At 70.5% G+C, this 15,379-nt stretch carries 12 protein-coding genes and 2 tRNA genes; 4 read left to right on the forward strand and 10 right to left on the reverse strand.

Features of this window, described 5'->3' with window-relative positions:
* Positions 1-84: 84 nt before the first annotated feature.
* The gene (locus AB0M11_RS39150) at positions 85-2,715 is read right to left on the reverse strand and encodes a valine--tRNA ligase (protein WP_365713341.1); all 2,631 of its coding nucleotides are present in this window, start codon (positions 2,713-2,715) and stop codon (positions 85-87) included.
* Positions 2,716-2,852: 137 nt separating this feature from the next.
* On the opposite strand from AB0M11_RS39150, the gene AB0M11_RS39155 reads away from it, so the two are divergent.
* Positions 2,853-3,833, forward strand: a complete 981-nt coding sequence (locus AB0M11_RS39155) for a hypothetical protein (RefSeq protein ID WP_365713343.1) — start codon at positions 2,853-2,855, stop codon at positions 3,831-3,833.
* Between the two features lie 78 nt (positions 3,834-3,911).
* Here the strand turns inward: AB0M11_RS39155 and clpX are convergent, their stop codons facing one another.
* The 5 genes from clpX to AB0M11_RS39180 all read right to left on the reverse strand — a co-directional run bounded on the left by clpX (position 3,912) and on the right by AB0M11_RS39180 (position 8,741).
* A complete protein-coding gene (gene clpX / locus AB0M11_RS39160) occupies positions 3,912-5,198 on the reverse strand; it encodes an ATP-dependent Clp protease ATP-binding subunit ClpX (RefSeq protein ID WP_365713345.1) in 1,287 nt (428 codons plus the stop codon).
* A 202-nt stretch (positions 5,199-5,400) separates the two neighbouring features.
* On the reverse strand, positions 5,401-6,066 hold the full coding sequence (locus AB0M11_RS39165; protein WP_365713347.1) for an ATP-dependent Clp protease proteolytic subunit: 666 nt from the start codon (positions 6,064-6,066) through the stop codon (positions 5,401-5,403).
* Between the two features lie 73 nt (positions 6,067-6,139).
* Positions 6,140-6,745: an ATP-dependent Clp protease proteolytic subunit gene (locus tag AB0M11_RS39170; RefSeq protein WP_365713362.1), complete on the reverse strand. Its 606-nt coding sequence runs from the start codon at positions 6,743-6,745 to the stop codon at positions 6,140-6,142.
* Between the two features lie 344 nt (positions 6,746-7,089).
* Positions 7,090-8,478 carry a trigger factor gene (tig, locus tag AB0M11_RS39175; RefSeq protein ID WP_365713349.1) on the reverse strand — a complete coding sequence of 463 codons (1,389 nt, stop codon included), beginning with the start codon at positions 8,476-8,478 and terminating at the stop codon, positions 7,090-7,092.
* 186 nt (positions 8,479-8,664) lie between these two features.
* Positions 8,665-8,741 (reverse strand) — tRNA-Pro (locus AB0M11_RS39180).
* Positions 8,742-8,927: 186 nt separating this feature from the next.
* Between AB0M11_RS39180 and AB0M11_RS39185 the strand changes: the two genes are divergently transcribed.
* A tRNA-Gly gene (locus AB0M11_RS39185) sits at positions 8,928-8,998 on the forward strand.
* Positions 8,999-9,109: 111 nt separating this feature from the next.
* Here the strand turns inward: AB0M11_RS39185 and AB0M11_RS39190 are convergent.
* Complete coding sequence (locus AB0M11_RS39190) at positions 9,110-9,304, reverse strand: hypothetical protein (RefSeq protein ID WP_217549461.1); 195 nt, start codon at positions 9,302-9,304, stop codon at positions 9,110-9,112.
* Between the two features lie 460 nt (positions 9,305-9,764).
* On the opposite strand from AB0M11_RS39190, the gene AB0M11_RS39195 reads away from it, so the two are divergent.
* On the forward strand, positions 9,765-10,979 hold the full coding sequence (locus tag AB0M11_RS39195) for an acyltransferase family protein (protein WP_365713352.1): 1,215 nt from the start codon (positions 9,765-9,767) through the stop codon (positions 10,977-10,979).
* 15 nt (positions 10,980-10,994) lie between these two features.
* Here AB0M11_RS39195 and AB0M11_RS39200 read toward each other — a convergent pair whose 3' ends face one another.
* Entirely contained in the window at positions 10,995-11,453 is a 459-nt protein-coding gene (locus AB0M11_RS39200; protein ID WP_365713354.1) for an HD domain-containing protein, read from the reverse strand.
* Between the two features lie 447 nt (positions 11,454-11,900).
* The gene (locus AB0M11_RS39205) at positions 11,901-13,064 is read right to left on the reverse strand and encodes a PP2C family protein-serine/threonine phosphatase (protein ID WP_365713356.1); all 1,164 of its coding nucleotides are present in this window, start codon (positions 13,062-13,064) and stop codon (positions 11,901-11,903) included.
* A 174-nt stretch (positions 13,065-13,238) separates the two neighbouring features.
* Here AB0M11_RS39205 and AB0M11_RS39210 point away from each other — a divergent pair, with 174 nt between their 5' ends.
* Positions 13,239-14,480 carry a GNAT family N-acetyltransferase gene (locus AB0M11_RS39210; RefSeq protein WP_365713358.1) on the forward strand — a complete coding sequence of 414 codons (1,242 nt, stop codon included), beginning with the start codon at positions 13,239-13,241 and terminating at the stop codon, positions 14,478-14,480.
* Here AB0M11_RS39210 and AB0M11_RS39215 read toward each other — a convergent pair.
* The gene (locus AB0M11_RS39215; RefSeq protein ID WP_365713360.1) at positions 14,477-15,280 is read right to left on the reverse strand and encodes a DNA-formamidopyrimidine glycosylase family protein; all 804 of its coding nucleotides are present in this window, start codon (positions 15,278-15,280) and stop codon (positions 14,477-14,479) included. The two genes, AB0M11_RS39210 and AB0M11_RS39215, sit on opposite strands and share 4 nt — an antisense overlap.
* Positions 15,281-15,379: the final 99 nt, after the last annotated feature.

The raw sequence follows: 15,379 nt of genomic DNA on the forward strand, positions 1-15,379 counted from the left end.
GCGGCCCCCGGGCGCCCCGGGGGGGGGGGGCCGCCGGGCGCCTGCGGGGACGCCTCGGCACGGCGGTCGCGGCCGCCGCTCCGGCTATGCCTGCGGAAGGCGGTCCAGCTGGGCCTGGATGCGCGCGATGTCCTCGTCGGCCTTCGCCAGCCGCGTGCGGATCTTGTCCACCACGCTGTCCGGGGCCTTCGCCAGGAACGCCTCGTTGCCCAGCTTGGCCGTCGCCTGGGCCTTCTCCTTCTCGGCGGCGGCGAGGTCCTTGGCCAGGCGCTTGCGCTCCGCCGCCACGTCGATGGTGCCGGAGAGATCGAGGGCGACCGTGGCGCCGGCGACCGGGAGGGTGGCCGTCGCCGCGAAGGCGTCGCCCTCCGGCTGCAGGCGCAGCAGCTGGCGGATGGCCGCCTCGTGCGGGGCGAGGGCCGTGCCGTCCAGCGTCAGCCGGGCGGGGACCCGCTGGCCGGGCTGCAGGCCCTGGTCGGCGCGGAACCGGCGGACCTCGGTGATCACGGACTGGAGGGTCTCGATCTCCCGCTCGGCCGCCTCGTCCCGGAAGCCGCTGTCGGACGGCCAGTCGGCGATCACGACCGACTCACCGCCGGTCAGCGTCGTCCACAGGGTGTCCGTGACGAACGGGACGACCGGGTGCAACAGCTTCAGGGTGACGTCGAGGACCTCGCCGAGGACGCGCCGGGAGACCTCGGCGCCGCGCCCGCCCGCCTGGAAGGTGGTCTTGGACAGCTCGACGTACCAGTCGAAGACCTCGTCCCACGCGAAGTGGTAAAGGGAGTCCGACAGCTTGGCGAACTGGAAGTCGTCGTAGAACGCGTCGACGTCCGCGACCGTCTCGTTGAGGCGGGAGAGGATCCAGCGGTCCGTCGCCGACATCTCGGACGGGTCCGGGAGCGGGCCCTCGACGGTCGCGCCGTTCATCAGGGCGAAGCGGGTCGCGTTCCAGATCTTGTTGGCGAAGTTCCGGGACGCCTGGACCCAGTCCTCGCCGATCGGGACGTCGGTGCCGGGGTTGGCGCCGCGGGCCAGGGTGAAGCGGACGGCGTCGGAGCCGTACTTGTCCATCCAGTCCAGCGGGTCGACGACGTTGCCGAAGGACTTCGACATCTTCTTGCCGCGCTCGTCACGGACCAGACCGGTCAGCGCGATGGTGCGGAAGGGGACCTCGCCGTCCATGGCGTACAGGCCGAACATCATCATCCGGGCGACCCAGAAGAAGATGATGTCGTGGCCGGTGAGCAGGACGTCGGTCGGGTAGAACTTCCGCAGGTCGGCGGTCTGTTCGGGCCAGCCGAGGGTGGAGAACGGCCACAGGCCGGAGGAGAACCAGGTGTCGAGGACGTCGGTGTCCTGCTTCCAGCCCTCCGCCTCGGTGCCGGGCGGCTCCTCGTCGGCGCCGACGCAGACGACCTCGCCCTGGGGGCCGTACCAGACCGGGATCCGGTGACCCCACCACAGCTGGCGCGAGATGCACCAGTCGTGCATGTTGTCGACCCAGTCGAAGTACCGCTTCGACATGTCCTCGGGGTGGATCCGCACCCGCCCGTCGCGGACCGCGTCGCCGGCGGCCTTCGCCAGCGGGCCGACCTTGACCCACCACTGCATCGACAGCCGCGGCTCGATGGTGGTGCTGCAGCGCGAGCAGTGGCCGACGCTGTGCACGTACGGGCGCTTCTCGGCGACGATCCGGCCCTGCGAGCGCAGCGCCGCGACGATCGCGGAGCGCGCCTCGAAGCGGTCCAGGCCCTCGAACGGGCCGTGGACGGTGATGACGGCCCGCTCGTCCATCACGGTGATGGACTCCAGGCCGTGGCGCTGGCCGATCGCGAAGTCGTTCGGGTCGTGGGCCGGGGTGACCTTGACGGCGCCGGTGCCGAACTCCGGGTCGACGTGCGTGTCGGCGACGACGGGGATCGTACGGTCCGTCAGCGGGAGCTTGATGCGCTTGCCGACCAGGTGCCGGTACCGCTCGTCGTCCGGGTGGACGGCGACGGCCGTGTCGCCGAGCATGGTCTCCGCGCGGGTGGTGGCGACGACCAGCGTCTCCTCGCCCTCGCCGTACTTGATGGAGACCAGTTCGCCGTCGTCCTCCTGATACTCCACCTCGATGTCCGAGATGGCCGTCAGACAGCGCGGGCACCAGTTGATGATGCGCTCGGCGCGGTAGATCAGCTCGTCCTCGTACAGCTTCTTGAAGATGGTCTGGACGGCCTTGGACAGGCCCTCGTCCATCGTGAACCGCTCGCGGTCCCAGTCGACGCCGTCGCCGAGCCGGCGCATCTGGCCGAGGATCTTGCCGCCGTACTCCTCCTTCCACTGCCAGACGCGCTCGACGAACGCCTCCCGGCCGAGGTCCTGACGGGACTTGCCCTCCTCGGCGAGCTGCTGCTCGACCTTGTTCTGGGTGGCGATGCCGGCGTGGTCCATGCCGGGCAGCCACAGCGCCTCGAAGCCCTGCATGCGCTTGCGGCGGGTCAGCGCGTCCATCAGCGTGTGCTGGAAGGCGTGGCCCAGGTGCAGCGAGCCGGTGACGTTCGGCGGGGGGATGACGATGGTGTACGGGGGCTTGTCGCTCTTGGCGTCGGCCGCGAAGTAACCGCGCTCTACCCAGCTCTCGTACAGCGGCCCCTCTACGTCGGCCGGCGCGTACTGGGTCGGCAGTTCGGTGCTGGGCGCGGTGGGCTGCTGCTGAGCGTTCTCGGTCACGGGGCTCAGTTTAGAGGTGTCCCGGGCGTGTCCCGAAACGCGTTTGTTCTGTAACGGCGAAGACCCCCGCGCCGTGGGTCCCCTGTGACTGCGCCAGGATGTCAGGAACACATAAGCATCTGGAGGGGAACCCAGAGATGAGCTACAACCAGCCGGGCCCGTACGGGGGGCCGCCGCCTCAGCAGCCGGGACCGTACGGGCAGCAGCCGGGTCCGTACGGCTCGCCGCCGCAGGCGCCCCAGCCCGGCTACGGCTACCCCCAGCAGGCGCCGCCGGCCCAGCCCGGGCCCTACGGTCAGCAGCCCCCGCAGCCCGGGTACGGCTACCCGCAGCAGGGCGTTCCCGCGCAGCAGAACCCCTACGGTCAGCAGCCGCCGCCCTACGGCCAGCCCCCGTACGGCCAGCAGCCCTACGGCGCTCCGCAGCCGCCGGCTCCGGGGGGCGGGAAGAAGAAGACGGGCCTGATCATCGGGGCGGTGGCGGTGGTGGCCGCCGTCGCGGTGGGCGCGTACGTCGTGCTCGCGGGCGGTGGGAGCGGGCTGAAGGACGACGGGCCGCACAAGCTCACCGCGCCGGCCTCCCTGCTGTCCGCGAAGTACCAGCGGGTGGGTGACTCCAGCGAGGAGAAGGCGAGTTCGAGCGACGCGAAGGACCTAGCCCAGGCCGGTGTCACCGACGCCACCTCGGTCAACGCGATCTACTCGACCGTCGACCTGCAGTCCCTGAAGCTCACCGATCCGACGGACGTGGCGAAGGCGCAGACCGCCGAGAACGTCACCCTGTTCGGGGTGTACGGCACCGTGAAGGACCCGCAGACGGCGCTCGACGCCACCTTCGCGAACATGAAGAGGGACGGTTCCTCGTCCGACGGCGTGCAGTTCGTCGGCGACGCGCAGTCCGTGTCCCCGGCCGGCCTGGACGGCGCGGTGATGAAGTGCCAGCAGGCGAAGGGCAAGAACCAGCTCACCGGCAAGACCCAGACGGCGTACCTGTGCATCTGGGCGGACTACAGCACCATCGGCATCGTGGAGCCGACGGCGGCGGTGAAGACGTACAGCGTCGACGAGTCGGCGAAGATCGCCGCCGACGTACGGGGTGAGGTGCGCGTCGCCAGGTAGGCGGGCGGAGGACGACGAAAGCGCCGGGCACCTCCGAGGAGGGCCCGGCGCTTTCGTGCGCTTGCGAGTCGAGCGCGGTTACGCCGACTTCTGCTCGCCCGGTCCCCGGCCGCGGGCGTCGCGGGGGATCAGGGTCGGGTTGACGTTGGAGTGGACGACGTCGGCCGTGATGACGACGCGGGCCACGTCCTTGCGGGACGGCACCTCGTACATCACCGACATCAGGACCTCCTCCATGATGGCGCGCAGGCCGCGGGCGCCGGTCTGGCGGAGGATGGCCTGGTCGGCGATGGCCTCCAGGGCCTCACGCTCGAAGTCCAGCTCCACGCCGTCGAGTTCGAACAGGCGCTGGTACTGCTTGACCAGCGCGTTGCGCGGCTCGACGAGGATCTGGAGGAGGGCTTCGCGGTCCAGGTTGTGGACGCTCGTGATGACGGGGAGGCGGCCGATGAACTCGGGGATCATGCCGAACTTGACCAGGTCCTCGGGCATGACGTCCTCGAACTGGTCCTTGGCCTCCAGCTCGCGCTTGGAGCGGATGGTCGCGCCGAAGCCGATGCCCTTGGCGCCCGCCCGGGACTCGATGATCTTCTCCAGGCCGGCGAAGGCACCGCCCACGATGAACAGCACGTTCGTCGTGTCGATCTGGATGAACTCCTGGTGCGGGTGCTTGCGGCCGCCCTGCGGCGGGACGGAGGCCGTGGTGCCCTCCAGGATCTTCAGCAGGGCCTGCTGCACGCCTTCACCGGAGACGTCCCGCGTGATCGAGGGGTTTTCGCTCTTCCGGGCGACCTTGTCGATCTCGTCGATGTAGATGATCCCGGTCTCGGCCTTCTTGACGTCGTAGTCCGCGGCCTGGATCAGCTTGAGGAGGATGTTCTCCACGTCCTCGCCCACGTAGCCGGCCTCCGTCAGCGCGGTGGCGTCGGCGATCGCGAACGGGACGTTCAGCATGCGGGCCAGGGTCTGCGCCAGGAGCGTCTTGCCGGAGCCGGTGGGGCCCAGCAGGAGGATGTTGGACTTCGCCAGCTCGATGGCGTCGTCGCGGCCCTGGGCGCCGCCGTTCTCCCCTGCCTGGACGCGCTTGTAGTGGTTGTACACCGCGACCGAGAGGGCCTTCTTGGCGGGCTCCTGGCCCACCACGTAGCCCTCCAGGAACTCGTAGATCTCGCGGGGCTTCGGGAGTTCCTCCCAGCGCACCTCGCTCGTCTCGGCGAGCTCCTCCTCGATGATCTCGTTGCAGAGATCGATGCACTCGTCGCAGATGTACACACCGGGCCCTGCGATGAGCTTCTTGACCTGCTTCTGGCTCTTGCCGCAGAACGAGCACTTGAGCAGATCGCCGCCGTCACCGATGCGTGCCACGGTGTGCTTCCCCTTCGCCTGGGAGACGCCTGGACACTTTCGAGTCCAGCGGCTCCTGGTGCTGCCTTATGTCGACGGTACCTTGCCGGGCCCCTCGTACGGGCCCCCCTTGGCACGGTTCACTTTGACGTGCACCGTGCGGTGCGCGCGGCCAAACCGTGCCAAGGGCGGCAGAGAACACATTCTCTGCCGGCGGCCCTCGTCAGCGGACCTCGGAGTTGTTCATCTTCCGGGTGGAGATGATCTGGTCCACGATGCCGTACTCCAGCGCTTCCTCGGCCGTGAGGATCTTGTCGCGCTCGATGTCGTCGCGGACCTGCTCGATCGGCCGGTTGGAGTGCTTGGCCAGCATCTCCTCCAGCTGGGTGCGCATCCGCGTGAACTCGTTGGCGATGATCTCCAGGTCGGAGAGCTGGCCGCGGCCGGTGGAGCCGGCCGGCTGGTGGATCAGGACGCGGGAGTTCGGCAGCGCCATGCGCTTGCCGGGGGTGCCGGCGGCCAGCAGAATGGCCGCGGCGGAGGCCGCCTGACCCATGCAGACCGTCTGGATGTCGGGCTTCACGAACTGCATCGTGTCGTAGATCGCCGTGAGGGCGGTCATGTCGCCGCCCGGGCTGTTGATGTAGATCGAGATGTCCCGGTCCGGGTCCATCGACTCCAGGCACAGCAGCTGCGCCATGACGTCGTTGGCGGAGGCGTCGTCGATCTGGACGCCGAGGAAGATCACGCGCTCCTCGAAGAGCTTCGCGTACGGGTCGTACTCGCGGATGCCCTGGGAGGTGCGCTCCACGAAGCGCGGGATGACATAGCGGGCGTCGGGCCGGGGACCGTCGTAGCGGGCGTCGGCGGCGCCGGGGTAGTTGCTCATGAGGGTGTTCACCGTCCTGGTGGCGTTCGGGGGGCTGGGGTATCGGCGGTGCGTGGCTCGGCCGGGCCTGGGGTCAGGCGCCGGTGCCACCGCCTCCCGGAACACCCGAGGCGTTCCTGATGATCTCGTCGATGAGACCGTACTCCTTGGCCTCGTCCGGGGTGAACCAGCGGTCGCGGTCGGCGTCACGCAGGATCGTCTCGACCGACTGGCCGGAGTGGAACGCGGTCAGCTCGGTCATGGTCTTCTTGGTGCGCAGCAGGTACTGGGCCTGGATCTTGATGTCCGAGACCGTGCCGCCGAGGCCCGCGGAGCCCTGGTGCATCATGATGTCCGTGTGCGGCAGGGCGAAGCGCTTGCCGGCGGTGCCGCCGGTGAGCAGGAACTGGCCCATCGAGGCCGCCATGCCCATGCCGATGGTCACCACGTCGTTCGGGATGAACTGCATGGTGTCGTAGATCGCCATGCCGGCCGTCACCGAGCCGCCGGGGCTGTTGATGTAGAGGTAGATGTCCTTGTCGGGGTCGGCCGCAAGGAGCAGCAGCTGCGCGGTGATCTTGTTGGCGATGTCGTCGTCGACCTGCTGGCCGAGGAAGATGATCCGCTCGCCGAGCAGCCGGTTGTAGACCTGGTCGCCGAGGCCACCACCGATGGAAGGGTCGCCGGCGGCTGAGGGCATCAGATTCGTCACGTATCCACCTGCTCGTCTTACGACGGCGCCGGGCCGTCTCACGTTTCCTTAGCCGGGGGCTTGGCTGCCCTCGTACTCATGGACCCTAACGCGATGGTCCCTTCGGGGAATCCCGGTAAGAGGGCTGTTCGCCGGGGGCGTAGTACCTACGGCGGCGGGCCGATGGCTGCTCGCCGTGGTTGTGGGGGTGCGGGGGCGGGTGCGGGTACGTCGTGGTCGCTCGCGCAGTTCCCCGCGCCCCTTTGCGGCGCGCTGCAGCCCAGGGGAATGACGAAGGGGCCCCCGGGACAGTGCCCAGGAGCCCCTGTACGCCGTTGTGGGCGCCGCGGGGGTCAGCCCTCGGACTTCTCCTCGTCCGCGGCGTCCGTGGCCTCGGCGGCGGCCTCAGGGGCCTCCGTCTCGTCCTCGTCCTCGTCGTCCAGGTCGACGATCTCGCCGTTGGTGTCCTTCACCGTGGCGGCCTCGACCACGACGGCCAGGGCCTTGCCGCGGGCGACCTCGCCGACCAGGAGCGGGACCTGGCCGCCCTCGACGACGGCCTGGGCGAACTGGTCGGGGGACATGCCGGAGGAGGCCGCGCGCCGCATGAGGTGCTCGGTGAGCTCCTCCTGGTTGACGTTGAGCTTCTCCTGCTTGACCAGCTCGTCGAGGACGAACTGGGTCTTGATGCCCTTGACCGCGGCTTCCTTGGTCTCGGCCTCGAACTCCTCGGCGGTCTTGCCTTGGATCTCCAGGTACTTGTCGAGGTCGAGGCCCATCTGGGCGAGCTGGTGGTGCTCCAGGTTGTGCTTGCGGGTGTTGATCTCGTCCTCGAGCAGCTTCTCGGGGACCGGCACCTCGACCAGTTCCAGCAGTTTCTCCAGGACGCGCTCCTGGGCCTGGGTGGCCTGGTCGTACGTCTTCATGTCGGCGAGACGCTTGCGGCTGTCGGCCTTCAGCTCGTCCAGGGTGTCGAACTCGGAGGCGAGCTGCGCGAACTCGTCGTCCAGCTCGGGCAGCTCGCGGGCGGCGACCTGGGTGACCTTGACGGTGACCTCGGCCTCGCGGCCGGCCGCGGAGCCGCCCTTGAGCTCGGAGGTGAAGGTGGCCTCGCCACCGGCCTCAAGGCCCTTCACGGCGTCGTCGATGCCGTCGAGCAGCTCGCCGGAGCCGATGGTGTAGGAGACGCCGTTGGCGATGCCGTCCTCCAGGACCTCGCCGTCGACCTTGGCCTCCAGGTCGATGGTGACGACGTCGCCGTCCTGGGCGGCCCGCTCGACCGGGGAGGTGGAGGCGAAGCGCTCACGGAGCTGCTCGACCGACTTCTCGACGTCCTCGTCGGTCACCTCGACGGCGTCGACCTCGACCTCGATGCCGGAGTAGTCCGGGATCTCCAGGGTCGGGCGGACGTCGACCTCGGCGGTGAAGTTCAGCGTCTCGCCGTCCTTCAGCTCCGTGATGTCGACCTCGGGCTGGCCCAGGGGGTTCAGCTCGGCCTCGTTGACCGCCTCGGTGTAGAACTTCGGCAGCGCGTCGTTGACGGCCTCCTCCAGGACCGCACCGCGGCCGAACCGCTGGTCGATGACGCGGGCCGGGATCTTGCCCTTGCGGAAGCCCTTCACCGTGACCTGCTGGTTGATCTTCTTGTACGCCGCGTCGAGGCTGTCCTTGAGCTCCTCGAAGGGCACCTCGACAGTGAGCCGAACCCGGGTCGGGTTCAGGGTCTCCACGGCGCTCTTCACGGTTCGGTCTCCTTGTGGCTGACTTCTCGGGTTCTGCCGGTGCCAGAGGGGCCCGGCGGAGTTTCGTCGCCCGGAGGAGTTCGCTGGCCGCCGTCTGGGGGCCGGGACACGCGGGCGCGCAGCTTGCATAGTAGCCGCAGCGGCTCAGGGCCCCAAAAGGCGAGCAGGACGGACGCCGTCAGGTGGTGGTCGGGGTGGCGGGATTTGAACCCACGGCCTTCCGCTCCCAAAGCGGACGCGCTACCAAGCTGCGCCACACCCCGTTCCGGTGCGACACGTAGGGTACATGCCCGGGCCGCCCGCGTCGGCCGCTTTTGTTCACCCGCGCGCGCATTGCGGCCGCCTCGCATCCGCGTGACATCCCCGCAGACCAACACGTTGGCCTACCCGGCGGGCGACCCGCTACGATGCCTCCTGTGCCGCGGTCACCGACCCGCGGCGCGTGTGGTGCGGGCGTAGCTCAATGGTAGAGCTTCAGTCTTCCAAACTGACTACGCGGGTTCGATTCCCGTCGCCCGCTCTGATGGCGAAGGCCCAGGCGAGAGGTTGCGGAACTCCTCTTCCTGGGCCTTCGGCGCGTCCACGGGGCCTTCAGGCGCAGACGCCGGCCGCGTCGCGCTCGCCGGCGCGGTCAGAAGTTGATCGAGTTTATGGTCTGCGCCAGCGAGTCGAGGAAGCGCTGGATGGACGGGGCCATCCCGGTCGAGGCGAGGAAGAAGCCGAAGAGCACGGCGACGATGGCGGGGCCCGCCTTGATGTTCCCCCCTCTCATCAGCACCACAAGGATGATCGCCAACAGCAACACCACAGACAGTGAAATGGCCACAACTGATCACACCCTCGGTCGGTCCGCTCTCCGGCCCTGGGGTACGACCCCCGCACCCCCGCCAGATCCATCGTGCCACCAACCCGGCCGCACTATGCGGTTCGTGACACAACGTCGACATCAGGGCTCACACCGACAACCGCCCGCACGGCAATTCGGAGACCCACCCGCCGCCGCTTCCACGGCAATTGACGGACATGGTTTCGATATCCACACAACTGGCCGACAGCAGACTCGAATTGTGGACACAGGAACGGGTACAGGCGACCACCGTCGGGCACTATGCCCCAATTATTACGCACTAAAAGGGACATTGCGGATGTAGTAGCTGCATGGAAGCGCATAGCCCCAGGCAATGGCCCGGGTAAACCATCCGGCTTCCCCAGGCCGCCGTCGCCGATTATCAGAATTCACATCGGCTGTTTTACGAAATCGCACAGGCGTCGCTAGGGTGCCTCAGATGTCCGACCCCGTCACCTCCCTGGGCCAGAACCGAACACCGCGTCCCCCGGCCGGGCCGCCGGCGGACAGACCGCGCGACGCGTTCTTCGACAACGCCAAGTACCTGGCGATCGTGCTCGTCGCGATGGGGCACTTCTGGGAGCCGCTGAAGGGCGACAGCCGCGTCCTGGAAGCGGTGTACCGCGTCGTCTACGCCTTCCACATGCCGGCGTTCATCGTCGTCTCCGGCTACTTCTCCCGGACCTTCGACATGCGCCCGGACCGGCTCAGACGGCTGGTCACCGGGGTCGCGGTCCCCTATGTCCTGTTCGAGACGGCCTACTCCCTCTTCCAGCGCTTCGTCGTCGGCTCCCCCGGCCAGGACATCAGCCTGCTGGACCCGTGGTACCTGACCTGGTTCCTGTGCGCGCTGTTCGTCTGGCGGCTGACCACGCCCCTGTGGCGGGCGGTCCGCCGTCCCCTGCCGGTCGCCTTCGGCGTCGCGATGCTGGCGTCCGTGTCCCCGGCCATCGGGGACGACCTCGACCTCCAGCGGGTCCTGCAGTTCCTGCCGTACTTCGTGCTCGGCCTGTGCCTGCGGCCCGAGCACTTCCGGCTGGTGCGCCGGTGGCCGGTGCGGATCGCCGCGGTGCCGGTGTTCGCCCTCGCGGCGGCGTTCGCGTGGTGGTCGGTGCCGCGGATGGACACCGCGTGGTTCTACCACCGGGACGCCGCGCAGGAGCTGGGCGCGCCGTGGTGGTGCGGGCCGGTGATGGTGCTCGCCATGTTCGGCTGCTCGACGGTGCTGACGGCGGGCTTCCTCTCCTGGGTGCCGGGCCGGCGGACGTGGTTCACGACGCTGGGCGCGGGCACGCTGTACGGCTACCTGCTGCACGGCTTCGTCGTGAAGTACGCCGTCCACGAGGGCTGGTTCGCCCCGGGGTGGCTGCACGGGCCGCTCGGCGAGATCCTCGTCACCGTGCTCGCGGGCGCCTGCGTGACGCTGCTGTGCGGCCGGCCGGTACGGCGGGTGTTCCGGTTCGCGATGGAGCCGGGGATGGAGTGGGCGTTCCGTCGGGAGACGGCGCAACGGGGTGCGCGGAGCGGGGAGAGCCGGGGCAGTCGGGACAGTCGGGACAGTCGGGACAGTCGGGACAGTCGGGACAGTCGGGACAGTCGGGACAGTCGGGACAGTCGGGACAGTCGGGACAGTCGGGAGATGGTCAGCGCCTGACGCCGCGGGTTCCGCTCACGCGGGGAGGCCCAGGAGGGCGCGCATCCGGGCGTACTTCTCGGTCAGCCGGTCGCGGGTGGCCCCGTCCAGGACGGCGAGCCGGGCGGGGTCGGCGTTGTGCGCGAGGTCGGCTTCCTTGACGAGCAGGGCGCCGGGGGTGGTGAGGATGCGGCGGGCGTACGACTCGGGGGGCTCGCCGGGGTGCTTGGTGAGGGCGCGGACGACCGCCTTCGTGCGGGGGCTCAGGGCGGCCGTGTCCAGCCACTCCTCGGTGAGGGCGTGATCCTCGACGGCGTCGTGCAGCCAGGCGGCGGCGAGCTGGTCGGGGTCGCCGTCACGGGCACGGACGCCTGCGGCCACGGCCGCGAGGTGCTCGGCGTAGGGGCGGCCGGCCTTGTCGGTCTGCCCCGCGTGGGCGGCGCGGGCCAGCGCCTCGACTTCCGGGAGGGTGAGGAGGGGCGGCGGGTTGCTCACGGTGCGAGTATCTCGTAGGCGGCGTTCCGGGTGGGCACACGCACCGGCGCCTCTCACGCACCGCCCGCGCCCACCCGTGCCGCCCCAGCGGCACGACTGCCCGCGGCTGAAGAGACACGCCCGCCCCAGCGCCCCGCCAGGGGCGCGGGGAACTGCGCGACCAGCCACAACGCACCCGCAGACGCACCCCGGTCGGGCCGGCTGGCCGCCGTGAAGAGGAGCAACGGGGCTGCGGGGCGTCCCGAAGGGGCGCGGGGAACTGCGCGGCCAGCCACAACGCACCCGCAGACGCCGACGATCAGCAGCCGCACCCCGGTCCGGCGACCGCACCGCACAACCCACGACCAGGCAGCGCCCCGCCAGGGGCGCGAGGAACTGCGCGGGCGGCCGCGGCGCAGCCGCAGACGCCGGCGGTGCGCGGCCGCAGTCCGGTTCGCGGCCGTCGGCTCACCTTGCCGCTTCGCGGCAGATCAGCAGCAGCGCCCTGTCGTCGTTGACGTCCTTCGCCACCGCCTCGATCAGGTGCCAGGCGGCGCCGTGGAAGCCGCCGGCCACGTACCGGTCGGCCTCCCCGGTGAGGCGGTCTATGCCCTCCACGATGTCGCGCTCGGACGTCTCGACCAGGCCGTCCGTGAAGATCATCAGGACGTCGCCGGGGCGCAGGGAGCCCTTCACGGGGTCGAACTGGGCGCCGTCGTACACGCCGAGGAGGGGGCCCTCGGCGCCCTTCTCCTCCCAGCGGCCGCTGCCTGCGCTGAGCTGGAGGCCCGGCGGGTGGCCCGCGGAGTACAGCTCGTAGTCACCGGAGTCGAGGTCCAGGACCAGGTGTATGGAGGTCGCGAAGCCCTCGTCCCAGTCCTGGCGGAGCAGGTAGCCGTTGGCGGCGGGGAGGAAGGCGTGCGGCGGCAGGGAGCCGAGGAGGCCGCCGAAGGCGCCGGACAGCAGGAGGGCTCTGGACGCCGCGTCCATGCCCTTGCCGGAGACGTCGGTGAGCACGACCTCCAGCGTGCGGCCGTTGTTCGTGCGGGCCGCGACCACGAAGTCGCCGGAGAAGGACTGCCCGCCGGCCGGCCGCAGGGCCATCTCGCGGTGCCAGCCCGGCGGCAGCTTCGGCAACTTGCTCTGCACGCGGATGCGTTCGCGCAGGTCGAAGAGCATGGTGCCGCCGCGCCGCCAGGGCACCCCGACCCGGCTGCGGAACTGGGCGGTGAGCAGACCGAAGAAACCGCAGGCGGCCACGACCAGGACCACGCCGGGGGTGACCCGGGAGGGGCCCTCGGTGTAGGGGCCCAGCCGTACCGATTCCACGATCAGGGCGGTGGCCGCCGCCGCGTACAGGCCGAGCAGGCTCGCCGGGCGCAGCAGCAGGCCGCCCGCGATGATCGGCAGGACCAGCGCGGCCGGGGAGAACCAGACCGAGTTGCCGAGGGTCATGGCCGCGAGGACCGGGACGGTCAGCAGCAGCCCGATCAGGGCGATCCAGTCGGAGCCGTCGCCCCGGAAGTAGTCCACGGCGCTTCTGCGCAGGCCGACGCGGGCCCGGTGCCACTGCACTTTCCACCGGGCCGGAAGCGTCTCGGCCTTCGCGCGCCGCTCTCGGTCTACTGCCATCAGTTCGGGACCCTATCCATCGGACCAGCTGCTTGGCACGGGAGGTCCCACTTGTCCCCCGTCCGAGGCTCGCCTTCGGGTGCGACTTCACAGTGAACTTCACCGGAAGCCCCCGCGTCGCCGTCCGGGAGAAATTGGCTGGCTCGTCCTGCGGCGCGCTGGTAGGCATGGCTCATGGCGACCGAGCGTGCGACCGAGTTGAGGGTGTTGCGTCCCGAGGAGTTCGACGGGTGGTGGGACCACCTGGTGCGGGCCTTCGGCGCGGGTCCGGCGTCGGCCGAGGAGCGCGACCTGGACCGGTCCCTCACGGAACCCGAGCGGTCGCTGGCCGCCTGGGACGGCTCCGAACTGGTCGGGACGGCGGGGGCGTTCGGGTTCCGGATGACGGTGCCGGGCGGCGCCGTGCTGCCCACCGCGGGCATCACCATGGTGAGCGTGGCCGCGACGCACCGGCGGCGCGGAGTGCTGACGTCGATGATGCGCCGCCAGCTGGACGACATCCGGGAGTGGGGCGAGCCGCTGGCCGCGCTGACCGCCTCCGAACCGGCGATCTACGGCCGTTTCGGGTACGGCGCCGCGACCTTCCAGCTGCAGGCCGAGATCGACACGAGCCGGGTGACGCTGGACGTGCCGGCCGGCACCGGTGACGTACGGCTGCGGTACGCCGACCCGGCCGAGGTGCTCGACGCGTGCGAGGCGGTCTACGCGGAGCTGGTGCCGCGGCGGCCCGGGATGCTGGCCCGTCAGCCCGGCTGGGAGCGGGTGGGGCTGCTGGACCCGGAGAGCGAGCGGAACGGGGCGTCGGCGCTGCAGTGCGTGGTCGCCGAGCGGGACGGGCAGGTCACCGGGTACGCCCGGTTCCGCACCAGGATGGGCTGGTCGCCGAGCGGGCACGACGGCACGGTGACGCTGGAGGACCTCGCCGCGCTCGACCCGGCGAGCGACGCGGCGCTGTGGCGGTTCCTGTCCGAGATCGACCTGATGACGACGCTGACGGTGCGCAACCGGCCGGTCGACGAAGCCTGGCAGTACATGGTCTCCGACATCCGGCGGTGCCGGACGCGGGTACGGGACGCGGCGTACGTCCGGCTCGTCGACCTCGGCGCGGCGCTCGCGGCGCGCACCTACCAGACGCCGGTGGACGTGGTGCTGGAGGTGGCGGACGCCTTCTGCCCCTGGAACGAGGGGCGTTGGCGGCTGACCGGGGACGCCAAGGGGGCGTCCTGCGAGCGTACGAAGGACCCGGCCGAGCTGACACTGTCGGTACGGGAGCTGGCGGCGGCGTACCTCGGTGGCGTGTCCCTGGTGTCGCTGGCGCGGGCCGGGCGGGTGACCGAACTGCGGCCGGGGGTGCTGGCGGAGGCGTCGGTGGCGTTCGGTTCGCCGGTCCTGCCCTGGCTGCCGCACGGCTTCTAACGGCGCTGGCAGGTGGGGCACCAGAAGAGGTTGCGGGCGGCGAGACCGGCGGTGCGGATCCCGGTGCCGCAGACGTGGCAGGGCAGGGCGGCCCGGCGGTAGACGTACACCTCGCCGCCGTGGTCGTCCACGCGGGGCGGGCGGCCCATCGCCTCCGGGGTGTGCTCGGGGCGGACGGTGTCGATGCGGTTGGCACGGACGCCCTCGCGCATGAGTGCGACGAGGTCGGCCCAGACGGCGTCCCACTCCGCGGGGGTGAGGTCCTTGCCCGCGCGGTACGGATCGATCCCGTGCCGGAAGAGGACCTCGGCGCGGTAGACGTTCCCGACGCCGGCGATGACCTTCTGGTCCATCAGCAGGGCGGCGATCGTCGTACGGCTGCGGGAGATCCTGCGGTACGCGGCGTCCGGGTCGGCGTCGTCGCGGAGCGGATCGGGGCCCAGGCGGGCGTGTACGGCGTTCTTCTCGTCGTCGGTGATCAGGGCGCAGGTGGTGGGGCCGCGCAGGTCGACGTGGGCGGTGGGGTTCGCCAGGCGGAGGCGGACGGTGTCGGTGGCCGGGGGCGCGGGGGCGTCGCCGAAGGTGACCTTGCCGAAGAGGCCTAGGTGGATGTGGACCCAGGCGCTGTCGCGGAAGCCGAGGAAGAGGTGCTTGCCGTGGGCTTCGGTGCGGGTGAGTTCGGCGCCGTCGAGGAGGGTCGCCGCGTCGGAGAACTTGCCCTGCGGGCTGGTGACGCGGACGGGGCCGGTGAGCCGGCGGTAGTCCAGCGCGAGCCGGTGGATCGTGTGACCCTCTGGCACGGAGGAGATTCCTTTGGGGGGGCCCCCCCCCCCCCCCCCGCGCCCGGGCGCCACGAACGCGCGGGCGCGGCGGGGCGCGGCCGCCGCGCCCCGGGGCCG

Origin of the sequence: Streptomyces sp. NPDC051987 (genome assembly GCF_040680735.1) — a bacterium.
Classification (GTDB): domain Bacteria; phylum Actinomycetota; class Actinomycetes; order Streptomycetales; family Streptomycetaceae; genus Streptomyces.